Origin of the sequence: Paracoccus lutimaris (assembly GCF_003337565.1) — a bacterium.
Taxonomy (GTDB): Bacteria; Pseudomonadota; Alphaproteobacteria; order Rhodobacterales; family Rhodobacteraceae; genus Paracoccus; species Paracoccus lutimaris.
Map to the genome: position 1 here is coordinate 49,019 of NZ_QPJL01000012.1, position 26,564 is coordinate 75,582.

Here is a 26,564-nt window from a genome sequence, read left to right on the forward strand (position 1 = left end):
CCAGATGCGGATCGCGGTGCTGACCGGAGCCGGCATTTCGGCTGAAAGCGGGATTCGGACATTCCGCGCCACCGACGGCTTGTGGGAAGAGCACCGGATCGAGGATGTCGCCACGCCCGCGGGCTTTCGCCGCGACCCGGTGCTGGTGCATCGCTTCTACAACATGCGCCGGGCGGATGCCGCCCGCGCCCGGCCCAATGCCGCGCATCGGGCGCTGGCGGCGCTGGCCCAACGGCATCAGGTCACGCTGATCACCCAGAATGTCGACGACCTGCATGAGCGCGGCGGCTCGCCCGAGGTGATCCACATGCATGGCAGCCTGCTCGGGGCGCTTTGCGCCGCTTGCGGGCATCGCTGGTCGGCGACGCTGGTCATGCGCTCGCTGGACCCCTGCCCCCGCTGCGGCAAGCCCGCGACCCGGCCCGACATCGTCTGGTTCGGCGAGATCCCCTATCACATGGAACGGATCTGGGCCGCTGTCGAAGAGGCCGAGATATTCGCCGCCATCGGCACCTCGGGTCAGGTCTATCCGGCGGCGGGTCTGGCGCAGCATGCGCATCGCAACGGCGCCAGAACCGTCGAACTGAACCTGGCCTCATCGGCCGTCAGCAGCGATTTCGACGAAATCCGCGCCGGGCCCGCGACCCAGCTGGTCCCGGCCTGGGTCGCCGAACTGACCGCCTGAATGCAAGGCTCAGGCCCATCATGCACAGGAACCGGCCGGCGCCCTGCTCACGCCCCGTCGCCCCTTGCGTGGATTGCCGCGCAAGGGTCAAGCCCCGGTCTTGACGGCGGACGCGCCGCCTGATCCCCTGCCCCAAGTTTCCAAGCCGGCCACAGACATGACCCAGACCATCCTTGCCAATGCGCAACTGATCCTGCCCGACCGCGTCACCCCCGGCGCAGTGGTGATCGAGAACGGGCTGATCGCCGAGATCCTGCCGGGCGCATCACTCCCGCCCGGGGCACTGGACATGCAGGGCGACTATCTCGCGCCGGGCATGGTCGAGCTGCATACCGACAATCTGGAACGCCACATGCGCCCGCGCCCGGGCGTGGACTGGCCCCATGCCAGCGCCATTCTGGCCCATGACGCGGAACTGGCGGGCTGCGGCATCACCACGGTCTTTGACGCGATGCGCGTGGGGTCCATCCCCAGCGACGGGCCGGATGACGACTACAAGAAATACGCCCGCCCGCTGGCGCATGAGCTGGCGGCGCTGCGGGCGCGCGGCGTGTTGCGGATCAGCCATCTGCTGCATCTGCGCGCCGAGGTCTGTTCGGAAACCCTGCTCGCCGAGCTGGACGAATTCGGCCCCGAGGATCGCGTCGGCATCGTCAGCCTGATGGATCACACGCCCGGCCAGCGCCAGTTCCGCGACATCTCGAAGCTCGCGCAATATGTGCAGGGCAAATACAAGCTGGACGACGTGGCCTTTGCCGAACATGTCGCCCGGCTGCAGGCGCTGCGCGACCGCTTTGGCGACGCCCATGAGGCGGCGACGGTCGAGATCGCGCACCGGCTGGGCGCGGTGCTGGCCAGCCATGACGACACCACCCGCGACCATGTCGCGATCTCGGCCGGGCATGGCGTGCGGCTGGCCGAGTTCCCGACCACGCCTGAGGCCGCCCGCGCCTGCCACGATCACGGCATCATGGTGATGATGGGGGCACCGAACCTGATCCGCGGCGGCAGCCATTCGGGCAATGTCTCGGCCGCCGATCTGGCGCAAGACGGGCATCTGGATATCCTGTCCTCGGACTACGTGCCCGCCGGGCTGCTGGCCGGGGCGGCTATTCTGGCGCGGATCTGGGACGATCTGCCCCGCGCCATCGCCACGGTCAGCACCAATCCCGCCCGGGCGGCTGCGCTGGCGGATCGCGGCCGCATCGCGCCGGGCCTGCGCGCCGACCTGATCCGGTTCCGGCTGATCGAGGACGCGACCCCCGTGCTGCGCGGCACTTGGGTCCGGGGCGAGCGGGTCTGACCCCTGCCAATCTGCCAATGAACAAGGCCCGGTCCTGACGGTCCGGGCCTTTCCATGTCATGACAGTGCAGCCGCCCTAGCCCAGATAGGCGCGGATGGTGGCGGCGGTGCCGTTTTTCCACACGTCGTTCAGCGTCTGGGTAAAGGCCGCGACGAACTCGGCATTGTCGGCCAGATCGCCATAGATCGCGCGCCGCTCCAGCCATGCGGCGGGTTGGGCGCGGGCCTCCTGGGCGACGCGGGTCAGGCGGTCCCAGTCGGGATCGTTCGGCTCGATCACCGCGCCATTCTCATCGGTGCCGGCGCAATAGCGGCACCACAGCGCCGAGGCGAGGACCAGCCCCTTCGGCACCACGCCGCGCGCCAGATTGTCGCGGATCGAGGGGATGATGAACTTGGGCTGGCGGTTCGAGCCGTCAAGACACAGCCGCCGCTCGGTATCCGCGATCTCGGGGTTCGAAAAGCGGCCGATGATCAAGGTCTTGTAGGCATCCAGATCGGTCCCCGGCACCGGCGGCACGATGGGCAGGATTTCCTCGGTTTCGATCTTGTCGAGGAAATCGCGGATCAGCGGCTCGGCCATGGCCTCATGGACATATTCGATGCCCATCAGCCCGCCCGGATAGGCGATGATCGCATGGCCACCGTTCAGGATGCGGATCTTCATCATCTCGAAGGCATGGACCTGATCCGAGAAGGTGACGCCCACCTTTTCCAGCGCCGGGCGGCCATTGGTGAACTTGTCCTCGACCACCCATTGGCGGAAGGGCTCGCAGGTCACCGGCACCGGATCGTCGCCCAGACCAAAGCTGGCGGCCATGGCGCGCTCGCGCGGGCCGGTCGCCGGGGTGATGCGGTCGACCATGCCGTTCGGAAAGGCCACATTCGCCTGAATCCAGCCGGCCAGTTCGGGGTCAGAGAGCCGCGCCAGCCCGATCACTGCGTCATGGGTGACATGGCCGTTGCCCGGCAGATTGTCGCAGGACATGACCGTAAAGGGCGGAATGCCCGCTGCACGCCGCGCCTTCAGCGCCGCGACGATGGCGCCAAAGGCCGTGACCGGCGCGCCCGGATTGGCGCCGTCGGCGGCGATATCGGGCGCGGCGGGGTCGAACTTGCCGGTGGCGGGGTTCACGAAATAGCCGCCCTCGGTGACGGTCAGGCTGACGATGCGGATCTGCGGATCCGTCATCGCGGCGATCAGACTGGCATTGTCAGGCTCGACCGGCAGAAAGTCGATCATGGCACCGACGCGGCGACAGGTCTTGCCCTTGGGGTCCAGCTCGATGATCGTCGAAAGGCAGTCCTGCCCTTTCAGCGCATCGCGCATGCGGCTGTCGGGCGCGCGCACGCCGGCGCCAATGATCGCCCAGTCATGACTTTCGCCCAGATTGAACAGGTCGTCCAGATAGACGGCCATATGGGCACGGTGGAAATTGCCCAGACCGATATGGACGATGCCCGGCTTGAGCTTGCTGCGGTCATAGCGGGGAAGTGCGATTTCTGCTGTCATCTCTGCCCATCCGTTTCGCCTGCGGCGCCACGGCGCCCGGCGTCAATGCGTTTTTCGCGCCAAGGGGGGCTGCATAGCCGGTCCCGGTGGCAATGAGGACGCGGGCCGGCGAAACGCCCGGCCCGCGCTGCAAGAAGAAACCGGGGCATCCCGTGCCCCGGCACAGGTTCACTTCAGCGCCAGCCCCTTGTCGTCAAAGCGATAGATGCGGTCGGCGCGCGGCTTCAGGCGGATGGTGTCGTTGTGGTGCAGGCCCATCTCGCCATTGCCGCGGACGGTCATCTCGCCCACGACCGGGCAGGCCACCTTGAGGAAGGTGTCCGAGCCCAGGTGCTCGGCCAGAAGGATCTTGCCCTCCCAGCCATCGCCATCCTTGCTGACCTCGACATGCTCGGGACGCACGCCGATGGTATGGGCCTGATATTTCGCCGCCTCGGGCCCGGTGATGAAGTTCATCTTGGGGCTGCCGATGAAGCCGGCGACAAACAGGTTCGCGGGGGCGTTATACAGCTCCAGCGGGCTGCCGACCTGCTCGACCCGGCCGGCATGCAGCACCACGATCTTGTCGGCCATGGTCATGGCCTCGACCTGATCATGGGTCACATAGATCATCGTGGTCTTCAGCTTCTGATGCAGCTCGCTGATTTCCTGACGCATGACGACGCGCAGGGCGGCATCAAGGTTCGACAGCGGTTCGTCGAACAGGAAGGCCGCCGGTTCGCGCACGATGGCGCGGCCGATGGCCACCCGCTGACGCTGGCCGCCCGAAAGCTGGCCCGGCCGCCGGTCGAGATAGTTCGACAGGTTCAGGACCCGCGCCGCGTTCTCGATCCGGGCGTTCTGCTCGGCCTCGGACATGCCCGCCATCTTCAGCGGGAAGGCGATGTTCTTTCTGACCGACATATGCGGGTAAAGCGCATAGGACTGGAACACCATCGCCAGCCCGCGCTTGCCGGGGGGCGCATCGGTCGCATCCTTGCCGTCGATCTCGATCTTGCCCGAGCTGATATCCTCAAGCCCGGCGATCAGGCGCAGAAGCGTGGATTTGCCGCAGCCCGAGGGACCGACGAAGACGACGAATTCGCCATCGTTGATCTGCAGGTCGATGCCGGGGATGACCTCGACCTCGCCGAAGGCCTTGCGCACTTTTGTTAGAACAATCTGTCCCATGGTTACCTCACTTAACCGCGCCGAAGGTCAGGCCGCGGACGAGTTGTTTCTGGCTGAACCAGCCGAGGATCAGGATCGGCCCGATGGCCAATGTGGATGCCGCCGAAAGCTTGGCCCAGAACAGGCCCTGCGGACTGCTGAACGAGGCGATGAAAGCCGAAAGCGGCGCCGCGTTCGTCGTCGTCAGCTGGATGGTCCAGAAGCTTTCGTTCCAGGCCAGAATGACGTTCAGAAGCAGGGTCGAGGCAATGCCGGGCACCGCCATGGGCGCCAGGATATGGACGATCTCCTCGCGCAGACCGGCGCCGTCCATGCGCGCGGCCTCGAGGATCTCGCCGGGGATCTCGCGGAAATAGGTATAGAGCATCCAGACCACGATCGGCAGGTTGATGAGCATCAGAAGGACCGTCAGGCCGATCCGGGTGTCCATCAGCCCGGTGCGCAGAAAGATCAGATAGATCGGCACCAGCACCGCGACCGCGGGCATCATCTTGGTGGACAGCATCCACATCAGGATGTCCTTGGTCCGCTTGGTGGGCGAGAAAGCCATCGCCCAGGCCGCCGGAATGGCCACGATCAGCGCAAGGATGGTCGAGCCGACCGACAGGATGACCGAGTTCATGAACGGCTTGAAATAGTCGTTCTGCGACTGGACGGTCTGATAGCTTTCAAAGGTAAAGGACGGGATCAGGTTGAAGCCCTCGATCGCCTCCTGCTCGGTCTTCAGGCTGGTGATGATGGTGTAAAGGATCGGGAAAAAGATCACCAAAGCCACCGTCCAGGCGGCGATGGTGTAGCCGATCTTTGCGTTCTTTGAGACAGCGCGTGCCATCGTTACATTCTCCTCAATCCAGGTTCTTGCCGACGGCGCGCATCAGGAAGAAGGCGACGAAGTTCGCAAGGACGACCGCGATGATGCCCCCTGCCGCTGCCCCGCCGATGTCGAAGTTCAGACGCGCGGCGCGATAGATCAGGAAGGTCAGGTTGGTCGAGGCAAAGCCCGGACCGCCATTCGTGGTCACGAGGATTTCGGCATAGACGCCCAACAGGAAGATGGTCTGGATCAGGATCACCACGGTGATCGCGCGGGCCATATGCGGCAGCGTCAGATAGATGAAGCGGCTATAGGCCGGGGCGCCGTCCATCTCGGCGGCCTCCATCTGCTCGCCGTCCAGGGACTGCAGGGCGGTCAGCAGGATCAGCGTGGCAAAGGGCAGCCATTGCCAGGCGACGATGACGATGATCGAGAACAGCGGATATTGCGCGAACCAGTCCACCGGATTGGCACCGAAGAATTTCGCGATATCGGCAAAGACCCCGTAGCTGGGGTGCATGATCATGTTCTTCCAGATCAGCGCCGCCACCGGCGGCATGACGAAGAAGGGCGAGATGACCAGAATGCGCACGATCCCCTGCCCGAAGATCGGCTTGTCGATCAGCATGGCGATGGCGATACCACCGACGACGGTGATCGTCAGGACGCCCAGCACCAGAATGATGGTGTTCTTGATCGACTCGAAAAAGGCCGGATCAGTATAGAAATACTGATAGTTGAAGAACCCGGCCCAACTGGTCTGGCCGGGGCTGAGCAGGTTGTAGTTCAGAAACGAATAATAGAGCGTCATTGCCAGCGGCACGAGCATCCAGACGAGCAGCAGGATGATTGCAGGTGCGCGCATCAGGCGGGCGAGGCTCTGGGTCTGGCGTGTGGCCATGGCGTCCTCCGACGTTGCGCGAATACGCTCGCGCTGTCCCCCTTAACAAGTGCCGCCCGGTATGCCCGGACGGCACGGCCCTGTTCGGGCTTTTACTTGATATAGCCGGCGCGGGTCATTTCGCGCGTGGTATTGGCCTGCGCTGCCGCCAGCGCATCGTCAGCCGACATCTGCCCGGCAAGTGCTGCCGAGAACTGCTGGCCGACCGCCGTGCCGATGCCCTGGAATTCCGGGATCGCCACGAACTGACCGCCGGTATAGGGAATGTCCTGCACCGAGGATTTCTGCGTATTCGCCGATTCGATCGCCGTCAGGGTCATGGCCGCAAAGGGCGCGGCCGCCTGATAGTCGGCATTCGCGTAAAGCGAGGTCCGCGTGCCCGGAGGGGCGGCGCGCCAGCCGTCCTTCGAGGCCACCAGATCTGTATAGCCCTTGGAGGTTGCCCAGGCGATGAAGGTCTTGGCTGCGTCCGGCGCATCCGACGAGGCCGGAATGGCCAGCGACCAGGCCCAGAGCCAGTTGCCGTGGTTGTCCACGCCTTCCTTGTTGGGGAACTTCGCGAAGCCCACCTTGTCGGCCACGGTCGAGCTGGCCGGGTCGGTCACGAAGCTGGCGGCGACGGTGGCGTCGATCCACATGCCGCATTTGCCCTGCTGGAACAGCGACAGGTTTTCGTTGAAGCCGTTCGAGGACGCGCCGGGCGGCCCGTATTCGGTCATCATGGTCAGGTAGTCGGTCAGCGCCGCCTTCCATTCCGGGCTGTCGAATTGCGGCTTCCAGTCCATGTCGAACCAGCGCGCGCCATAGCTGTTGGCCATGGCCGTCAGGAAGGCCATGTTCTCGCCCCAGCCCGGCTTGCCGCGCAGGCACATGCCGTATTGTTCCTTGCTCTTGTCGGTCATCGCCTTGGCGGCGGCCATGATCTCGGTCCAGGTCGGCGCCTCCGAGATCTTGATGCCGGCGGCCTCGGCCAGATCGGTGCGATACATGATCATCGCCGATTCGGCATAGAAGGGCGCCGCATAAAGCTTGTCGTCGACCGACAGCGCGCTCCGCACAGCGGGCAGCAGGTCATCTGCGGCATAGTCCTCGGGCATGCCGTCCAGCGGTACCAGCCATTCCTGCTTGGCCCAGATCGGCACCTCATAGGTGCCAATGGTCAGCACGTCATATTGACCGCCCTTGGTGGCGATGTCGGTGGTGACGCGCTCGCGCAGGATATTCTCCTCGAGCGTGACCCATTCGACATTGATGTCCGGATGCTTGGCCGAAAAGTCCTCGGCCAGCTTCTGCATGCGGATCATGTCGCCATTGTTGACAGTCGCGATTGTGAGATCCTCGGCTTGCGCAGCGCAAGCGAATCCCACTGCCGTTGCGGTTAGCAACGTCACCTTCAGTCCCATCCGAACTCCTCCCTCGGTGTACTGTTTACGCTAACAGGCTACGTCTGACCCTCTGGCCAGTCAATCAAGTTTGCGACGCTTTTGTGGCAGAAATAAGTCATGCAAAGGTCTGGTCGGGCTTTCACCGGGCAAGCGCGAGCGCGGAAATGCGAAACGCCCGGCCAAAACGGCCGGGCGCGAAAAAAATGCGGGATTTTCAAACCGCTGGCACAGAATCAGGTAATGACGTCTGGAGCCTCGCGGCCGGTGCGTTCGCGGATGCCGGCGATCTGGTCGGCGGCAGCGATGATGCTGGCCAGCGCCGCTTGCGGATCATCCTGAAGCCGTGCCGGATCGGTCTCGACCCGCTCCAGATAGACGCGCAGCGTCGCGCCCTCGGTTCCGGTTCCCGACAGGCGCAACACGATGCGACCGCCGCCCTCGGTCATCACCCGCAGGCCCTGCGCGGCACTGTGCGAGCCGTCGACCGGATCGTCATAGGCGAATTCATCCGCAGCCTCGATCCGCAGCCCGGCCACGGTCTGGCCGGGCAGATCGGCCAGACGCGCGCGCAGCGCATCGACCAGCCCGTTCGCGGCGGCCGAATCCACCGCCTCGTAATCGTGGCGGGAATAATAGTTGCGCCCGTATTTCGCCCAATGCGCGGCCATGATGTCGGCCACGGATTCGCGCCGCTCGGCCAGCACGTTCAGCCAGAACAGCACCGCCCAAAGCCCGTCCTTTTCGCGCACATGGTCCGAACCGGTGCCGGCGCTTTCCTCGCCGCACAGCGTCGCGCGGCCCGCATCCAGCAGATTGCCAAAGAACTTCCAGCCGGTCGGCGTCTCATAGCAGGCCAGCCCAAGGCTGTCGGCCACCCGGTCCAGCGCCTTCGAGGTCGGCATCGACCGCGCCACGCCCTTGAGGCCACCGGCATAGGCCGGGACCAGCGTGGCATTCGCCGCCAGCACCGCAAGGCTGTCCGAGGGCGTCACATAGGCATTGCGCCCGACGATCATGTTGCGGTCGCCGTCGCCGTCCGAGGCGGCGCCGAAATCCGGGGCATCGGCGCCGAACATGGTGTCCATCAGGTCCTTGGCCCAGATCGGGTTCGGGTCCGGGTGGCCGCCGCCGAAATCGGGGCTGGGCACCGCGTTCACGACCGAACCTGCCGGCGCGCCCAGTTCTCCCTCAAGGATGGCCTTGGCATAGGGGCCGGTCACGGCATGCATGGCGTCGAACCGGATGCGGAAGCCGCTTTGAAACAACGCCCGGATCTTGTCGAAATCAAAGATCTCGCGCATCAGCTCGGCATAATCGGCAACCGGGTCGACGACCTCGACCTCCATCCCGCCCAGCGTCCTGCTGCCCAGCGTGGACAGGTCCACATCCTGCGATTCAAGGATCAGGTATTCGCTGATATCCTTGGTCGCCTGAAAGATCTTTTCGGTCACGCCCTCGGGGGCGGGGCCGCCATTCGGGGTGTTGAACTTGACGCCGAAATCCTCTTTCGGGCCGCCGGGATTGTGGCTGGCGGACATGATGATGCCGCCATCGGTCTGGCGCTTGCGGATCAGATGCGAGGCGGCGGGCGTGGACAGGATCGCGTTCTGGCCGACGATCACCTTTTTCGCGCCGCTGGCCGCGGCCATGCGCAGGATGACCTGCGCCGCGCGGTCGCCGAAATAGCGCCCGTCGCCGCCCAGAACATAGGTCTTGCCCTCGGCGCCGCCGGTGCCGTTCCAGATCGCCTGCACGAAGTTTTCAAGGTAATGCGGCTGCATGAAGACCGGGGTCTTCTTACGCAGGCCCGAGGTGCCGGGCTTTTGACCCTCGATGGGTTTCGTGGAAATCCTCTGAACGCTCATGGCCGCTCCTCCTGACGATCGTTCTCACGCATGATGGTGGCGGTGCGGGCGGCGGCGGGCAGGCCGGCGATATCGCCGGCGGCCACCGGCAGACGCAACTGCCAGTTTGGATATTCGACGGTGGTGCCGGGCAGGTTCGGCTGCTCGGCCATATCAAGCATCACCTCGGCCTGCACGGCGACAAGGCGCGAGGCGGCGCACGCCAAAAGCCCGTGCAGCGCATCCGCGCTGTCATCGGGCAGGATCGCGTCCAGCGCCGCGACCTCGGTCGCGCGTTCGCGATGCGCCTCGGTCGTGTCCTGCCCCGAGATGCGGGCGCGGGCATCGATATCGGCCCCCTGCCGCCAGCCCCGCCATGTCGGCAGATCATGGGTCGAGAAGCTGGCGATGGCGCTGCGGTCATATGCTTCGGGGGCGCGGAAATGCGGCGGGTGCCAGCTGTCGCGTTCAAACATCGCCACCCGGCAGCCCAGAACCCCCGACCCCGCCAGATGCCCCCGCAACCCCTCGGGGATGATGCCCAGATCCTCGCCGACGATCACGGCATTTCCGGCGCGCGCGGCCTCGATGCGGATGACGGCGAACATCGCCTCGGAGGGCATGCGGACATAGGCTCCCGCGCCATTGCCCGGCACCCAGAAGGCACGGTCGAAGCCGATGATATGGTCGATGCGCAGGACGCCCGCGAATTGCAGCTGGCGGCGCAGCGTCTCGGCCAGCGGCGCATAGGCGCTGGCGCGCAGCCGCAGCGGGTTCAGCGGCGCAAGGTTCCAGTTCTGCCCGTCCGGCGCAAAGGCATCGGGCGGCGCCCCCAGCGAGGCCCCGGCGGCGAAGCTGGCGCGGTCCTCCCAGGTCTCGGCGCCATGGGGGTGGGTGCCGACGGCAAGGTCCAGATAAAGGCCATGCCGCATGCCGGCATCGCGCGCCGCCTGCCCCGCGCCGGCCAGCGCCAGTTCCGCGCGCCATTGCAGCCAGGCATGAAAGCGCATCTCGCCGGCCAGCTCGATCCGCGCGGCCTGCGCTGCGGGCCGGTCGGGCGCCGAGATCTGCTCGGGCCAGTCGTTCCAGAAGGCGCCATGCCGGGCCGACAGCGCCTGATGCAGGGCAAAGCGCTGCAGGCTCTCGCCCTCGCCCGCCTGCCAGATGTCGAAGCGGGTATCGCCGGAAAAGCCGTCATATTCCGCCCGCAGGGCCGCCATCCGCGCCGGAATGTCGCGCAGGTAATCGACCAGCGGGCCGGGCTGGCCGGCCCCTGCCGCCAGATGGATCACGTTCAGGCGGCGGCGATGCGAGGGCGTATAGGGGCTGAAAAGCCCGGGCTGGGTCGGGAAGCCGGCATGAACCGGGTTGATGCCCAGAAAGGCCGCGCCATGCCCGCCCATGCCGGCGGCCAGCCGGCCCAGATCGTCATAGCTGCCGATGCCCTGCGCCGAAAGGCCGTAAAGCGGCGCGACCAGCCCCCAGCAGCGCGCGGGCTCCGGCAGGCGCGGCGGCGCCGCCAAGAGCGTATAGCAGATCCCCCGCGCCGACAGGCGGTGGATGCCCAGAGGCAGCTCGGGCAAGGGCCCCTGCCCCTCAAGCTGGCTGCCGTCGTCGCAGGTCAGCCGCCAGGGCGTGTCCCACAGGTCCAGATCGGGCCGGCAGCCCACCTCGCAGATCACGTCGCGCGGCAGGGCGGCAAGCCGCGCCTCGGCCTCGTCGGGCGCGGCAAGGCCCATCGCGGCCACCAGCGCCTCGGCGGTCTCGACCGGGGTTTCGCGCCAATGTCCGGACAGATCGTGATAGCCGGGCAGGACGCCCATTCTTGCGGCAAGGGCGAGGCGCGGATCAGTCATGGTCGCGCTCCAGCTCGTAAAGCCGCACGGATTGCGCGGCGACCTGAACGGTGCTGCGCGGCGTCAGGCTGGGCATCAGCAGCGGGCGGTCGGTGTCGATATGCAGCCGCCAGACCCAGCCCGCAGGCGCCTCGGGCAAGGTGACGCTCAGCGCAGGGCCACCGTTGAAGACCATGAACAGGGCCTCTTCGCGCTGCGCATAGACGGGCGTGCCCGAAGCGATGCGCATCTCGACGCAGATCACCCGCAGATCCGGTGCCGTCCAGTCGCCGGCATTCATCGGCGTGCCGTCGGGACGCCACCAGAACAGGTCGCCCAGACCGTCGACCAGCCGTTGCCGCGAATGCAGGAAACGCTTCTGGCGCAAGATCGGATGGGCGCGGCGCAGCGCGACAAGGCGGGCGGTGAAGTCCAGAAAATCCTGATCGGCATCCTTCCAGACGACCCAGCCGATCTCGTTGTCCTGGCAATAGGCGTTGTTGTTGCCCGATTGCGAGTTCCCCAGCTCATCCCCGGCCAGCATCATCGGCGTGCCCTGCGACAAGAGCAGCGTCGCCATCATGTTGCGCCGGCGCAGGGCGCGCGCGGCGTTCAGCTTGATGTCGCCGGTCGGCCCCTCGACGCCCATATTGTCCGAGAAATTCTCGCTATGGCCGTCGCGGTTGCCCTCGCCATTGGCCTCATTGTGTTTCTGGTTGTAGCTGACCGTATCCATCAGCGTGAAACCGTCATGTGCGGTCAGGAAGTTGACCGACGAGGTCGCGGGCCGGCCGGAATGGTCGAATTGCCGGGCCGAGCCGGTCAACCGTTCCGCCAGATCCGAGATCTGGCCGCCATCGCCCCGCCAGAAGCGGCGGACGCCGTCGCGATACTTGTCGTTCCATTCCAGGAAGGGCGGCGGAAACGCCCCCAGCTGATAGCCGCCCGGCCCGATATCCCAGGGCTCGGCGATCAGCTTGACGCGGGTCAGGACCGGGTCCTGCCGGATCGCGTCAAAGAACGAGGCGCTGGAGGAAAAGCCCCCCCGCACCCGCCGGCCCAGCGTCGCGCAAAGATCGAAACGGAAGCCGTCGACATGCATCACCTCGACCCAATAGCGCAGGCTGTCCATGACCATGCGCAGCACCATCGGATGGTTCAGGTTCAGCGTGTTGCCGGTGCCGGTATCGTTTATGTAATAGCGCGGATCATCGGTCAGCCGGTAATAGCTGCGGTTGTCCAGGCCCCGGAAGGACAGCGTCGGCCCCATCTGGTTGCCTTCGCAGGTGTGGTTATAGACCACGTCCAGAATGACCTCGATGCCGGCGGCGTGCAGCCGCGCCACCATGTGCTGGAATTCGGAAATGTCGCCGCCCGAAAGATAGCGCGGATCGGGGGCGAAAAAGCCCAGCGTCTGATAGCCCCAGAAATTCACCAGCCCCTTTTCGACCAGAAAGCGGTCGTTCAGGAAGGCCTGCACCGGCAGCAGCTCGATCGCGGTGATCCCCAGCTTTTGCAGATGCTCCAGCATCGGGTCCGAGGCCAGCGCCAGGAAGGTGCCGGGATGGGACACCTCGGGGTGGTTCTGCGTCAGGCCCTTAACATTGGCCTCATAGATGATGGATTGCGAAATCGGCGTGCGCGGCGGGCGGTCATTGCCCCATGAAAACGACGGGTCCTCGACCACGCAGCGCGGCATGTATTTCGCGCTGTCGCGCGGGTCCATGGACAGATCCGCCTCGGGGGCGCCGACGGTATAGCCCATCAGCGCGTCATGCCAGACCGGATGGCCGGTCAGCCGCCGGGCATAGGGGTCAAGCAGCAGCTTGTTGTGGTTGAAGCGGTGCCCCTCGGCGGGGGCATAGGGGCCATCGGCGCGATAGCCATAGCACTGGCCCGGCCGCAGCCCCGAGATATAGCCATGCCACACATCGCCGTCGCGTTCGGGCAGGTCGATCCGGTGGGTCTCGATCCGGCCATCGGGGGTGAACAGGCACAGCGAAACCCGCCGCGCATGCACGGAAAACACCGCGAAGTTCACACCCTCGCCGTCAAAAGTTGCGCCAAGGGGATCGGCGCGCCCCGCGGTAATCGTCCAGTTCGTCATCAGGCAGTCGTCATCACTTTGAACAGATCGGCATAGGCCCGTGCCGAGGCATCCCAGCCGACCGGCTGGGCCATGGCATTGGCCACCATGGCTTGCCAGAGCCGGGGCTGGCGGTAAAGCTGCACCATCCGCGCCAGCGTGCGGGCCAGCGCGGGCGCATTCACCGGGTGGAATTGCAGCCCCGTGGCCACCCCCGCCCCCATGGCCGCGGCCGAGGCGTTGATGACCGTATCGGCCAGCCCCCCGGTCAGCGAGACCACCGGCAAGGTGCCATAGCGCAGCCCATACATCTGGGTCAGGCCGCAAGGCTCGAACCGCGAGGGGACAAGGATGGCGTCGCCGCCCTCGATCATGCGATGCGCAAGCGCCTCGTCATAGCCGATGCGCAGCGCGACATTGGCCGGGTTGCGTTCGGCCGCCTCGCGCAGGGCGCTTTCGATGCGGGCATCGCCCGCCCCCAGCACGATCAGCTGGCCGCCATTCTCGATCAGCGCCGGCAGCGCCTCGATCAAGAGGTCCAGCCCCTTTTGCTCCGACAGGCGCGAGACCACGACGCAAAGCGGGCCGGCCGTCTCGGGCAGGCCGAATTCGGCGCGCAGCCGGGCGCGGGCGCGGGCCTTGCCCTCAAGATCGGCAAAGGGCGGCGTCCAGGCGTCCAGATCGATGCCGTTCAGGATGCCGACGAAATCGCCGCCACGGCTGGCCAGCACCCCCTCCATCCCCATGCCGAATTCGGGGGTCATCAGCTCCTCGGCATAGGTCGGGCTGACGGTCGAGACCTTTTCGGCAAAGACGATCCCCGCCTTCAGCGCGCTGATGCGGCCCCAGTATTCAAAGCCCTGCGGGGTGAACAGATGCGCGGGCAATTGCAGCGCGCCCAGCATATGCGCGGGCGCGAGGCCCTGAAACGCGATATTGTGGATGGTCAGCAGCGACTTGACGCCCGAGACGCCCAGCTGGCGCAGATAGACCGGCGCCAGCCCGGCCTGCCAGTCATGCAGATGCAGGATCTGCGGATGCCAGCCCTCGATCCCGTCGCGGGCGATGATCGCGGCGGCCCGGTCCAGCGCCGCGAAACGCTGCGGGTTGTCGGGCCAGTCCTTGCCGTCTGGCCCCAGATAGGGCCCGCCGTCGCGATCGAAAAGATGCGGCGCATCAAGGATATACAGCACCGCATCCGCCAGCGTCCCGCGCCGGATCCGGGCCGGGCCACCGAACAGGTCGCCCAGCTCCATGACCACCGGCGCGTCATGGCCCTGTGCGGCCATGACGACGCGATAGCCCGGCAGCACTGTCCGCATCTCGACGCCATGCGGGGCAAGTGCGGCGGGCAAGGCGCCCGCCACATCCGCCAGCCCGCCGGTCTTGATCAGCGGAACGCATTCCGAGGTGACGGACAGAACCCGTGTCATAAGGAGGCTTCCCTTCGCTTCAGCATGTCCTGCGTGATCAGCGTGATCCCCCCGTCCGAGACGCGGAACCATTTCGCATCCTCGATCGGGTCCTCGCCCACGACCAGCCCTTCGGGAATGCGCACACCACGGTCGATCACCACATTCTTCAGCCGCGCATGGCGGGCCACATTCACATAGGGCAGAACCACCGCCCCGTCGAGTGAGGCAAAGGAATTGGTATTGACGTGGGTGAACAGCAGCGACTGCCGGATCTCGGTCCCCGAGATGATGCAGCCCCCCGACACCATCGAGCTGACGGCGATGCCGCGCCGCTCGGGTTCGTCATGGATGAACTTGGCCGGCGGCACCGATTCCGAATAGGTCCAGATCGGCCAGTCGCGATCCCACAGGTCCAGATCCGGGGTGAAATCGGTCAGGTCGATATTGGCCTTCCAGAAGGCATCGACCGTCCCCACATCGCGCCAGTAAGCCGGCGCGTCGGGGCTGGAACGCACGCAGCTTTCGGTAAAGCGATGCGCCTGCGCCTTGCCGTTCTTGACGATGTCGGGGATCAGGTCATTGCCGAAATCATGGCTGGAATTGTCGTCCTCCATGTCGCGGATCAACAGATCGCGCAGGAAGCTCCATTTGAAGACATAGATCCCCATCGAGGCCAGCGTGACATTCGGGTCCTCGGGCGTGCCGGGCGGATCGGCGGGCTTTTCCAGAAAGCTGGTGATGCGGTCGGTCGCATCCACCGCCATGACGCCAAAGGCCGAGGCCTCGGCCCGCGGCACGGTCAGGCAGCCGATGGTCACATCCGCGCCGGTATCGACATGCTGGCGGATCATCAGCTCGTAATCCATCTTGTAGATGTGATCGCCGGCAAGGATCAGCACATATTCGACGCGGTAGCTGTCGATGATGTCGATGTTCTGGGCCACGGCATCGGCCGTGCCGCGATACCACATCGCCTCGTCATAGCGCTGCGAGGCGGGCAGAATATCCAGAAACTCGTTCCTTTCGGCGCGGAAGAAGTTCCAGCCGCGCTGCACATGGCGGATCAGCGAATGCGCCTTGTATTGCGTGGCCAGCGCCATCTTGCGGATGCCCGAGTTCAGCGCATTCGACAGTGCGAAGTCGATGATCCGCGACTTGCCGCCGAAATAGACGGCCGGCTTCACCCGCCGGTCCGTCAATTCCTTCAGCCGCGAGCCACGCCCACCGGCCAGCACAAAGGCCATGGTGCGGCTGGACAGCCTTTCGTTCCGAGGTGCCATTTTCCCCTCCTCCTGGAAAACAGTGCCGCACCGGGGCGGCCTAACAAGAAATCACTTGGTTTTCAGCGCATCATCCTTGATCAGGATCAGCGTCGAAAGCGGTGGCAGGACCACATCGGCATGCGCGGGCTGGCCGTGGCTCTCGCCCGCGACCGCCGTGACGCTGCCCAGATTGCCGCGCCCGCCGCCGCCATAAGCCTCGGCATCCGAGTTCAGCGCCTCGCGCCAGACCCCCGCCTGGGGCATGCCAAGGCGATAGGCGGAACGCTCGACGGGGGTGAAGTTGCAGACCACCACCACCTCGGGATCGCCGGGATTGCCGCGCCGGATCCAGGCAAAGACCGAATTCTGGGCATCATTGGCCTCGATCCACTGGAAGCCCTCGGGGTCGCAGTCCTTGACGTAAAGCGCGGGTGTCGTGCGATAGAGATGGTTCAGGTCGCGCACCAGCATCTGCATGCCGTAATGCAGCGGATGGCCGATGGACGCCCAGTCGATTTCCGCGTCATGGTTCCATTCCGCGCCTTGGGCGAATTCCTGGCCCATGAACAGCAGCTTCTTGCCCGGATGGCCCCACATGAAGCCGTAATAGGCGCGCAGGTTTGCGAACTTGTCCCAGCCCTCGCCCGGCATCTTGGCCAGCATCGAGCCCTTGCCGTGAACGACCTCGTCATGGCTGATCGGCAGGATGAAGTTCTCGGAAAACGCGTAATGCATCCCGAAGGTCATCTGGTGATGATGGTGCTGGCGATAGACCGGGTCGCGGATGATGTAGTTCAGCGTGTCGTTCATCCAGCCCATGTTCCACTTGAAGCCGAAACCCAGCCCCCCGTCATGGACCGGCCGCGACACCTTGGGATATGAGGTCGATTCCTCGGCCACGGTCATGATGCCCGGAACCTCGCCATAGGTCAGGCGGTTCATTTCCTGCAGCATGGCGATGGCCTCATAGTTCTCGCGGCCGCCATCCTTGTTCGGGACCCATTGCCCCTCGGACCGCGAATAGTCGCGGTAGAGCATCGAGGCCACCGCATCCACGCGCAGCCCGTCGATGTGATATTCCATCAGCCAGTACAGCGCGTTCGAGGTCAGGAAATTCATCACCTCGGTGCGGCCATAGTTATAGATCAGGGTGTTCCAGTCCTGATGGAAGCCCTCGCGCGGGTCGGAATGCTCATAAAGCGCGGTGCCGTCGAAACGGCCCAGACCATGCGCATCGGTCGGGAAATGCCCCGGCACCCAGTCCAGCAGCACGCCCAGGCCGGCCTTATGCGCGGCATTGACCAGATCGCGGAATTCATGCGGAGGCCCGAAACGGATCGTCGGCGCGAACAGCCCCACCGGCTGATAGCCCCAAGAGCCGTCGAACGGATATTCGCTGACCGGCAGCAGCTCGATATGGGTGAACCCCATGTCGCGGGCATATTCGACCAGCTCGACCGCCGCTTCCTTGTAGGAAATCGGCCGTCCGCCATCTTTCCTGCGCCAGCTTCCCAGATGCACCTCATAGATCGAGATCGGCTGATCGGTGCGCTGCGCCTTGGCGCGCGAGGCCATCCATTCCGCGTCCGACCAGCCATAGCCGGTCACATCGCGCACGACCGAGGCCGTCTGCGGCGGGTGCTGCGAGCCAAAGCCGACCGGGTCGGCCTTTTCGTGACGCTCGCCATAAGCGCCAAGGATCTCGTATTTATAGGGCGTGCCATCGCCGATCAGCGGCAGGAAAATCTCCCAGACGCCGGTGGCGCCGCGCCGGCGCATGACATGGCGCCGCCCGTCCCAGGCGTTGAAATCGCCGATGACCGAGACGCGCCGCGCATTCGGGGCCCAGACCGCGAAATGCGTGCCCTTGACGCCTTCATGTTCGATGACATGCGCGCCCAGCACCTTCCACAGGCGCTGATGCGTGCCCTCGCCCAGAAGATATTCGTCCATCTCGCCCAGGACCGGGCCGAAACGATAGGCGTCCTCGACCAGCCATTCCTCGCCGTCGCGGCGACCGCGCAGCTGATATGGCTTGGCGCCCGCGACCTTGCCGTGAAACAGGCCGGGATAATTCGCGACCGGCTCCAGCGGCGAGGCCTTGCCCGCGACCATGGCGGCCATTTCACTGGCGCCGGGGTCAAAGGCGGTCACATAGCGCAGCTTGCCCTTGCGGTGCGGGCCAAGCACGGCGAAGGGATCGTCGAAACGCCCTTCGATGATGCGGTTCAGGACCGAAAGGTCCGCAACTTCGCTTGGGTCGATCATGGACGTGGCACCCCCTAAAATGGCATCAGACTTGCTGGGCGTTTACTCCTGCCCGATCAGGCTTTTTGCGTTCCAGATATCCGCCATATAGCCGCGGATGGTCCGGTCCGACGAGAACCAGCCCGAGCGCGCGACATTCAGCGCCGCCATCCGGGCCCAGCCCTGCGCATCGGCATAGGCGCGGTCCACCTCGCGCTGCGCGCGCCAGTAATCGCTGAAATCCGAGGCGACGAGGAAGTAATCCGCGCCGGTCAGGTTGGCGACGATACCCGCATAGCGGTCCGGCTCGGACGGGCTGAAGACGCCGCTGCGGATCGCGTCGACGGCACGGGCCAGACGCGGATCGGCGGCGATGGCCTTGGTGGCATGCGCCTCGACATTGCGGCGCGCCTCGGCCTCATCGACGGTCATGCCGAACAGGAAGAAGTTATCCGCCCCCACCCGCTCGCGGATTTCGACATTCGCGCCGTCCAGCGTGCCGATGGTCAGCGCGCCATTCAGGGCGAATTTCATGTTGCCGGTGCCCGAGGCTTCCTTGCCGGCGGTCGAGACCTGCTCGGACAGATCGGCGGCGGGGATCAGCCGCTCGGCCATGGTGACGTTGTAGTTGGGCAGATAGACGACCTGCAAAAGTTCGTTCGTCTGCGCATCGGCATTGACCACCACCGAGACGTCGTTGATCAGCCGGATGATGTCCTTGGCAAAGAAATAGCCCGGCGCGGCCTTGCCGCCAAAGATCTTGACCCGCGGGGTCCAGCCGGCGCCCGGATTGTCCTTGATTTCCTGCCAATGGGCGATGGCCTCAAGGATGTTCAGGTGCTGGCGCTTGTATTCGTGGATGCGCTTGATCTGCACGTCGAAGATCGCCTGCGGGTTCAGCATCAGCCCGTGATCGCGGGTGATCCAGTCGCACAGGTCCGCCTTGTTCAGCGCCTTGACCTCGGTAAAACGCGAAAGCCAGTCCGGGTTGTCGATATGCGGCTCAAGCTTGGTCAGCTGTTCCAGATCGCCGACCCAGCCCTCGCCGATGGTGTCGGTGATCAGCGTGGACAGGCGCGGGTTGCACGAATGCACCCAGCGGCGGGGCGTGACGCCGTTCGTTTCATTGACGATGCGTTCGGGATGCAGGCGGTGCAGTTCTTTGAAGACGGTGGTCTTCATCAGCCCGGTATGCAGGGCGGCGACGCCGTTGACGCGGTTCGCCATGATGAAGGACAGCTCGCCCATCTTGACCCGACCTTCGCCGCGTGCCGCCACCTTGCGCGAGGGGTTGGCCTTTGCATGGGCATCGTCGATGCGGTCGATCAGCTGCAGATGGCGCGGCAGCAGGCTGGCGAACAGGTCCTCGCCCCAGCTTTCCAGCGCCTCGGGCAGCAGGGTGTGGTTGGTATAGTTCACGCAGCCCTGAGTGATGTGCAGCGCCTCCTCAAAGGGCAGGCCGTGTTCGTCATGCAGCAGGCGCACCAGCTCCGGCCCGGCAATCGCCGGATGGGTGTCGTTCATCTGGATCGCGACCTTTTGCGGCAGCAGGCGCAGATCGGCGTGATCGCTCAGGAAGCGGCGCAGAATGTCGCGGATCGATGCGGCCGAGAAGAAATATTCCTGCGTCAGCCGCAGGCGCTTGCCCTTTTCGGTCGAATCCTCGGGATACAGCACGCGCGAGATGGTGCGCGCCAGCGCCTCATTTTCCGCCGCCGCCGCGAAGTCGCCGGCGTTGAAGCGCTCAAGGTCAAAGGGGTTCACCGCCCGCCCGGACCAAAGCCGCAGCGTATTCGCCCAGCGGCCCTTCCAGCCCACGACCGGAGTGTCGAAAGCCTCGGATTTGACAAAGTTTTCCGGCTCCCACACCGCCTTGCCGTCGCGGCTGACAACACGTCCGCCAAAGCCCAGGGTAAAGGCCGCTTCGGGGCGTTCGAACTCCCAGGCATAGGGTTGTTGCAGCCAGTCCTCGGGGGCTTCGTGCTGGCGGCCATCGGCAAAGGACTGGCGGAACAACCCGTGTTCATAGCGGATGCCATAGCCGTAGGCCGGGCAGCCCAGCGTCGCCAGCGATTCCATGAAACAGGCCGCCAGACGGCCCAGGCCACCATTCCCCAGCGCCGCATCGGGTTCGTCCAGCAGCACGCTGCGATAGTTCAGGCCAAAGGATTCGATCGCCGAGCGCGCCTCGTCGGCCAGGCGCATGTTGACGATGTTATCCTCAAGCAGGCGCCCGATCAGGAACTCCATCGACAGGTAATAGACACGCTTGGCATCGGCGCGGTAGGTCTCGCGCGTGGCGGCCATCCAACGGTCCACGATGCGGTCGCGCACCGCATAGCTGAGCGCCATGCGCCAGTCGAAAATCTGTGCGTGGTCGGGATCCTTGCCCAGCGTATAGGTCAGATGCCACAGGATCGCATCGCGGAAATCGGTCTTGGGCATGTTGTCCTTAGCCATCTCGTCACCTTGCAAATCATCACGCCCGTAACGGTTCGGGCAATCGTTGATTTCTGCTTAAGGAATCCGCTCTCGAAAGCAAGCGGGGCCTTGGAAAAAAGTGTTAGCGATAACTGAATTTGTGGCTTGCCTGCCAGAGATGACCAGTCTTGCGCAAAATCCTGCCATAAGGCAAGTTTGTTCATTTTCTGGGTTTCACCCGCAATGTTCTGCCGCAAAAGGGGAATTATCCGAACCGAAATTTTACGTCAGAAATCCAGCCCCAAATCCAGCGTGCGCGCCGAATGGGTCAGCGCCCCTGACGAAATATAATTGACGCCGGTCGCCGCGACCTCGGCAATGCGGTCGAGTCGCATGTTGCCGGACGCCTCCAGCACCAGCCGGCCCGCCGTCATCGCGACCGCCTCGCGCAGCACCGGCGTCGTCATGTTGTCCAGGAGCACAATATCGGCCCCGCCCTCGTCCAGAATCTCGGCCAGTTGCTCCAGCCGGTCCACCTCGATCTCGACCCGCATCATATGCGAGGCGCGCGCCTTGACCGCCGCCAGAACCGGCCGGATGCCGCCGGCCGCCGCGATATGGTTGTCCTTGATCAGGATCGCGTCCGACAGCGAAAAGCGGTGGTTGAAGCCGCCGCCATGCAGCACCGCCTGTTTCTCGACCAGCCGCAGGCCGGGGGTGGTCTTGCGGGTGCAGGTGATGCGGGTCGCGGTGCCGCGCGTCTCGGCGACGAAGGCGGCGGTCAGCGTGGCGATGCCGCACAGCCGGCCAGCGAAATTCAGCGCCACCCGCTCGGCCGAGAGAATCGAGGCCGCCTCGCCCTCGATCTCGGCCAGCGTGTCGCCGGGGCCGAATGGCGCGCCATCGGGGCAATGGACGCGCAGGGTCAGCGCCGGGTCGATCAGCCGGAATGCGATGGCCGCAAGCTGCATCCCCGAGACCACGCCCGCCTCGCGCGCCTTGATGCGGGCGGTATAGCGGGTGCCCGCCGGGATCACCGTGCGGGTGGTGATGTCGCCGAATGTGCCCAGATCCTCGGTCAGCGCGGCGCGGACCAGCGGCTCAAGGATCATGTCGGGCAGCGGTGGCATCCGGGGCGGCATCGGGGTCATATCGTCTCCTTCAGGCGCTCGCGCAGCGCCAGGGCATCGGTCAGCGTCAGGAACGACCGCTGCGCCTGCGGCAACGTTTCGGGAAAATCCGAACGGCAATGCGCGCCCCGGCTTTCCCGCCGCATCAGCGCCGCGCCGGCGATCAGCGTGGCGGTGGCGGTCATGTTCAACAGCGCCGGGCAATCGGGCTGGGCGGCCTCGACCTGCGCAATCTCGTGCAGACAACGGCTCAGGCCGTCCGCGTCGCGGACGACGCCCGCGCCCTCGGTCATCGCCCGGCGAAGCCGCGCGACCAGCGCCGGATCGGGAACCGCAGCGGGCGCAAGCTCGGGCAGCACGAGTGGCGCGGCCTCCTCGGGCAGATCGCTTGCCGCCTCGATCGACAGCGCCGCGCGGCGGGCATAGACCAGCGCCTCAAGAAGCCCGTTCGAGGCCAGTCGGTTCGCGCCATGCAGCCCGGTCGAGGAGGCCTCGCCGCAGACCCAAAGCCCGGCAAGGCTGGCGCAGCCATCGGCATCCACCGAAACCCCGCCCATATGGTAATGCGCTGCCGCTGCCACCGGGATCTGCGCGCGGGTGGGGTCGATCCCCGCCCGGGCGCAAGCCCCGGCCACGGCGGGAAATTCGCTCAGGATGCGCTCGCCCAGACAGGCGCGCGTGTCCAGCGCCGGCCGCAGCCCGGCCCGGCTTTGGGAATAGACCGCGCGGGCGACGATATCGCGCGGCGCAAGCTCCGCATCGGGATGGACTGCCTGCATGAAGCGTTCACCCAGACGGTTCACCAGATGCGCCCCCTCGCCCCGCAGGGCCTCGGTCGCCAAGGGTGCCGGATCCTCGCCGCAATCGATTGCGGTGGGGTGGAACTGCACGAATTCGGCATCCGCGATCACCGCGCCGGCCCGCGCCGCCATGCCGATCACCTGCCCGCGAATGCGCGGCGGGTTGGTCGTCACCGCGTAAAGCCCGCCCGAGCCGCCCCCAGCCAGCAGCACCGCCGGCCCTTCGATGGCAATGGGGCGCGAGCCGTCGGCCCGCGTCACCTCGATCCCGGTGACGCGACCATCGCAAAGCCGCAGCCCGGTCGCCATCATCCCTTCCAGCACCTGCACCGAGGCGGTCTCGCGCACCGTCGCGATCAGCGCGCGCATGATCTCGGCCCCGGCCTGATCGCCGCGCACCCGCACCACGCGGGCGAAACCATGCGCCGCCTCGCGCGACATGACGTAGCTGCCGTCAGGCTTGCGATCAAAGGGGGTGCCCAGCCGGGTCAGGTCCAGAATATGCTGGCGTGCCTCTTGCGTGACCAGATCGGCCACGCCCGCATCCACGGTGCCCGCGCCCGCGCGCAGCGTGTCATGGGCATGGGCGGCGGGCGAATCGGCGGGGTCCATGGCGGCGGCGACACCGCCCTGCGCCCAGGCCGAGCTTGCCCCCTGCCCCAGCGCCTCGGGCGAGATCATCAGCACCGGGCGCGGCGCAAGTTTCAGCGCCGCGTAAAGCGCACCAAGCCCTGCGCCGACAATGATGACGCGCCCGGTCGGGATCACCTGCATCATCCGTTCAGGCCGCCAGTTTGCGCGACAGGTCGATCATGCGCTGGACAGCGATGCGCGCGCGGTCGGCGATGTCCTTGTCGACCTCGACCGCGCCGCTCATCGTGTGCAGCGACCACAGCACCTTTTCCAGCGTGATCTTTTGCATATAGGGGCACATGTTGCAGGGGCCCAGAAACTCGACCTCGGGGTTCGCGTCCGAGATATTGGCCGCCATCGAGCATTCGGTGACCAGCATCACCTGCTTTGGCCGCTCCCGTTCCACCCAGCCCTGAATATTCGCGGTCGAGCCGGCATAATCGGCCTCGGCCACCACGTCGGGCGGGCATTCGGGATGGGCGATGATCTTCAGCCCCGGATTCCAGTCGCGGAAATCGCGCAGGTCCTGGGCGGTAAAGCGTTCATGCACGATGCAGGCGCCGTCCCACCAGACCACGCGCTTTTGCGGCACCTTGTTGGCGACGTTCTGCGCCAGCCATTTGTCAGGCGTCATGATGACCGTGTCGCTCTCCATCGCCGCCACGATCTGCGCCGCATTGGCCGAAGTGCAGCAGATGTCGGATGCCGCCTTCACCTCGGCGGTGGTGTTGACGTAGCTGACGACCGGGGCACCGGGGAAACGCGCGCGCATCTCGGCGATGCCTTCGGCGGTGATGCTTTCGGCCAGCGAACAGCCCGCCTCCATATCCGGCATCAGCACGGTCTTTGCAGGGTTCAGGATTTTCGAGGTCTCGGCCATGAAATGCACGCCGCATTGCACGATCACGTCGGCCTGAACCTCGGTCGCCTTGATCGCCAGATGCAGGCTGTCGCCGACCACGTCGGAAATGCCGTGATAGATCTGCGGCGTCATGTAGTTATGCGCCAGCACCACGGCATTGCGTTCGCGTTTCAGCTTGTTGATCGCGGCGACATAGGGCGCATGGATCGCCCAATCGGGCCAGGGCATCACGCGGTCCATGCGGGCATGAATGTCCTTCATGCTTTCCGCCAGCTCCAGCGAGGGGGCCAGATCGTAATACCGGGACAGCTCGTCCCGGATCGTGGTCAGATCGAGCATTTGGTCCTCCCCAAGACTGCCCGTATCGGCAAGGCCGACGCCGGGCCGAACCTCATGTGCCGCGTTTGCTAACGGATTGATCCCGCGAGGGCAAACCCATTCCCCCAATCAACGCATCAGGGCCCGGGATAGTTCAGGCCCTGCCCAAATTTCAGGCAGAAATCCTAACCGATCCAGCGCGCCGGGATCAGCCCGCGCAGGGCGTTTCCGACCCATAGGCGGACCTGCGGCAGATCCCGCGCCATCAGGGTTTCCTCGTGGCAAAGGCCGCGGGCCAGCAGATCGGCGCGCAGGACCCCGGCCAGCAGGCCCGAACCCAGCGGCGGCGTACGCATCCCCGCACCCCGGTCAAAGAACAGCGTGGTGATGGTGCCTTCGCAGACCTCACCGCGCTGGTTCAGAAAGATCGCCTCGTCGATGCCTTGGGGCAGCGCGGCGCGGGCGGCGTCATAGGCGGCGCGGCGCGTGGTCTTGATCCGCAGCCACGGGTCATCCGCATCCAGCCGGGCACCGGCCAGCGCCAGCCGCCATTCCGCCCGCGCGGGCGGCAATGCAGCCTGCGTCACCTCGATCCGGCCGGTCGCGTCCAGCGTCAGCCGCAGCCGCGCGGGCGCCCCCGCCGGGCCGGTCAGCGCGGCGCTTGCGGCGGCAATATCGCAGGGCCAGCCCAGCAATCCGGCGCTGGCCGTCAACCGGGCCAGATGCTCGTCGCGGCGCGGACAGGCGGCGCCGTCCCACAGCGCGGTCTCGATCAGTTTCAGGCCGGGTTCACCAGCGCCTGCGCGTAGCGGGCTTTCCACAGTGCCTCCTCCCATTCGCCATCGGCGGTCGAATCCTGCACGACGCCGCCGCCCACATTCAGCATCACCCGGCCATCCGGCCAAACCGTCAGCGTGCGGATCGCGACCGAGAAACAGGCCGCCCCGTCCGGGGCCATCCAGCCGATGCTGCCGCAATAGACGCCGCGCGGATGCGGCTCGACCTCGTGGATGATCTGCATGGCGCGGATCTTGGGCGCGCCGGTGATCGAGCCGCAGGGAAACAGCGCCCGCATCAACGCCCCCAGATCGGCGGGCCGGGCCAGTTGCCCCACCACGCGCGAGGTCATCTGATGCAGGGTGGCAAAGCTCTCCACCGCGAACAGCTCGGGCACCCGGACCGAGCCGATCCGCGAAATCCGTCCGATATCGTTGCGCAGCAGATCGACGATCATCAGGTTTTCGGCCCGGTTCTTTTCGGATGCCGCAAGTTCGGCGGCCAGCACCGCGTCGCGCACGGGGTCGGGATCGCGGGGCGCGGTGCCCTTCATCGGCTGCGCCTCGATCCGGCCCCCGGCATCCAGGGAAAAGAACAGCTCGGGCGAGCGCGACAGGATCGCCGGTCCCTGCCCCAGATCAAGGAAAGCGCCAAAGCCCACCGGCTGGCGTGCCGACAGCGCCGCGTAAAGTTCCAGCGGGCTGCCCGCGATCAGGCGCGAGGCAATCGGAAAGGTCAGGTTGACCTGATAGCAGTCGCCCGCCGCGATATAGTCGCGGGTGCGGGCAAAAGCGCGGGCATAATCCTGTTGCGAGACAAGTGGTTGCAGGGGCGCAAGCCGTGCAGCATCGCCTGCGGGCAAGGCGGGCGCGGGCAGCGGCGCGTCATAGACGCCAAAGGCCATCAGCGGCACATCCCGCGCCGCAGGCATCAGAGGTGCCAGCACCGGTTCCAGCGCATAGCCAAGCTCATAGGAGAGATATCCGGCGATCCATGCGCCGTCCCGCCGCCGCGCCTCAAGCCGTGCCAGGGCCGGCGCGACGTCCTCGGGGCGCGCGACGATGACAAGCTCCTCCGGGTCCCGGAACAGGCAAGGCCCACCGTCTGGTCCGAATTCGCAAAGGATCACGCGCATCACTCCCTTATGGGCTGCGCAGGTATCA

The 26,564-nt window shown here is 65.7% G+C and carries 19 protein-coding genes; 2 read left to right on the top strand and 17 right to left on the bottom strand.

All coding sequences use genetic code 11. The features are described 5' to 3' along the window. The first annotated feature begins 4 nt into the window (after positions 1–4). Together DFP89_RS12175 and DFP89_RS12180 are read left to right on the top strand one after the other, a co-directional pair. Positions 5–685, top strand: a complete 681-nt coding sequence (locus tag DFP89_RS12175) for an NAD-dependent deacylase (RefSeq protein WP_114349666.1) — start codon at positions 5–7, stop codon at positions 683–685. A 157-nt stretch (positions 686–842) separates the two neighbouring features. Next, positions 843–1,988, top strand: a complete 1,146-nt coding sequence (locus DFP89_RS12180) for an alpha-D-ribose 1-methylphosphonate 5-triphosphate diphosphatase (RefSeq protein WP_114349667.1) — start codon at positions 843–845, stop codon at positions 1,986–1,988. 76 nt (positions 1,989–2,064) lie between these two features. On the opposite strand, the gene DFP89_RS12185 is transcribed toward DFP89_RS12180, so the two are convergent. The 17 genes from DFP89_RS12185 to DFP89_RS12265 all read right to left on the bottom strand — a co-directional run bounded on the left by DFP89_RS12185 (position 2,065) and on the right by DFP89_RS12265 (position 26,530). Then, the gene (locus tag DFP89_RS12185; protein ID WP_114349668.1) at positions 2,065–3,501 is read right to left on the bottom strand and encodes a mannitol dehydrogenase family protein; all 1,437 of its coding nucleotides are present in this window, start codon (positions 3,499–3,501) and stop codon (positions 2,065–2,067) included. A 168-nt stretch (positions 3,502–3,669) separates the two neighbouring features. After that, positions 3,670–4,671, bottom strand: a complete 1,002-nt coding sequence (locus DFP89_RS12190) for an ABC transporter ATP-binding protein (protein ID WP_114349669.1) — start codon at positions 4,669–4,671, stop codon at positions 3,670–3,672. A 7-nt stretch (positions 4,672–4,678) separates the two neighbouring features. Beyond that, the gene (locus DFP89_RS12195; RefSeq protein WP_114349670.1) at positions 4,679–5,503 is read right to left on the bottom strand and encodes a carbohydrate ABC transporter permease; all 825 of its coding nucleotides are present in this window, start codon (positions 5,501–5,503) and stop codon (positions 4,679–4,681) included. Between the two features lie 13 nt (positions 5,504–5,516). Beyond that, a complete protein-coding gene (locus tag DFP89_RS12200) occupies positions 5,517–6,386 on the bottom strand; it encodes a carbohydrate ABC transporter permease (RefSeq protein WP_114349671.1) in 870 nt (289 codons plus the stop codon). A gap of 92 nt (positions 6,387–6,478) precedes the next feature. Then, positions 6,479–7,789 carry an ABC transporter substrate-binding protein gene (locus DFP89_RS12205; protein WP_114349672.1) on the bottom strand — a complete coding sequence of 437 codons (1,311 nt, stop codon included), beginning with the start codon at positions 7,787–7,789 and terminating at the stop codon, positions 6,479–6,481. 215 nt (positions 7,790–8,004) lie between these two features. After that, positions 8,005–9,636 (bottom strand): alpha-D-glucose phosphate-specific phosphoglucomutase, encoded by a 1,632-nt coding sequence (locus DFP89_RS12210; protein ID WP_114349673.1) that lies wholly within the window; start codon positions 9,634–9,636, stop codon positions 8,005–8,007. Further along, on the bottom strand, positions 9,633–11,471 hold the full coding sequence (gene malQ, locus DFP89_RS12215; protein ID WP_114349674.1) for a 4-alpha-glucanotransferase: 1,839 nt from the start codon (positions 11,469–11,471) through the stop codon (positions 9,633–9,635). The genes DFP89_RS12210 and malQ overlap by 4 nt, the downstream gene beginning before the upstream one ends. Further along, positions 11,464–13,557: a glycogen debranching protein GlgX gene (glgX, locus tag DFP89_RS12220; RefSeq protein ID WP_114349675.1), complete on the bottom strand. Its 2,094-nt coding sequence runs from the start codon at positions 13,555–13,557 to the stop codon at positions 11,464–11,466. The genes malQ and glgX overlap by 8 nt, the downstream gene beginning before the upstream one ends. Next, positions 13,557–14,969 carry a glycogen synthase GlgA gene (gene glgA, locus DFP89_RS12225; RefSeq protein ID WP_114349676.1) on the bottom strand — a complete coding sequence of 471 codons (1,413 nt, stop codon included), beginning with the start codon at positions 14,967–14,969 and terminating at the stop codon, positions 13,557–13,559. The genes glgX and glgA overlap by 1 nt, the downstream gene beginning before the upstream one ends. Continuing rightward, positions 14,966–16,231: a glucose-1-phosphate adenylyltransferase gene (glgC, locus tag DFP89_RS12230; RefSeq protein ID WP_114349677.1), complete on the bottom strand. Its 1,266-nt coding sequence runs from the start codon at positions 16,229–16,231 to the stop codon at positions 14,966–14,968. Before glgC ends, glgA begins: the two co-directional genes overlap by 4 nt. 51 nt (positions 16,232–16,282) lie before the next feature. Next, complete coding sequence (gene glgB, locus DFP89_RS12235; protein WP_114349678.1) at positions 16,283–18,481, bottom strand: 1,4-alpha-glucan branching protein GlgB; 2,199 nt, start codon at positions 18,479–18,481, stop codon at positions 16,283–16,285. Between the two features lie 42 nt (positions 18,482–18,523). Continuing rightward, a complete protein-coding gene (locus tag DFP89_RS12240) occupies positions 18,524–20,920 on the bottom strand; it encodes a glycogen/starch/alpha-glucan phosphorylase (protein WP_114349679.1) in 2,397 nt (798 codons plus the stop codon). 248 nt (positions 20,921–21,168) lie between these two features. Next, positions 21,169–22,032 (bottom strand): carboxylating nicotinate-nucleotide diphosphorylase, encoded by an 864-nt coding sequence (gene nadC / locus DFP89_RS12245; protein ID WP_245948701.1) that lies wholly within the window; start codon positions 22,030–22,032, stop codon positions 21,169–21,171. Then, a complete protein-coding gene (locus DFP89_RS12250; RefSeq protein WP_114349711.1) occupies positions 22,029–23,585 on the bottom strand; it encodes an L-aspartate oxidase in 1,557 nt (518 codons plus the stop codon). Before DFP89_RS12250 ends, nadC begins: the two co-directional genes overlap by 4 nt. A 7-nt stretch (positions 23,586–23,592) precedes the next feature. Further along, on the bottom strand, positions 23,593–24,645 hold the full coding sequence (gene nadA, locus DFP89_RS12255; RefSeq protein WP_114349680.1) for a quinolinate synthase NadA: 1,053 nt from the start codon (positions 24,643–24,645) through the stop codon (positions 23,593–23,595). Positions 24,646–24,809: 164 nt separating this feature from the next. Continuing rightward, positions 24,810–25,445, bottom strand: a complete 636-nt coding sequence (locus tag DFP89_RS12260; RefSeq protein ID WP_114349681.1) for an aminotransferase class IV family protein — start codon at positions 25,443–25,445, stop codon at positions 24,810–24,812. Next, positions 25,403–26,530, bottom strand: a complete 1,128-nt coding sequence (locus DFP89_RS12265) for an aminodeoxychorismate synthase component I (RefSeq protein WP_181870326.1) — start codon at positions 26,528–26,530, stop codon at positions 25,403–25,405. Before DFP89_RS12265 ends, DFP89_RS12260 begins: the two co-directional genes overlap by 43 nt. Positions 26,531–26,564: the final 34 nt, after the last annotated feature.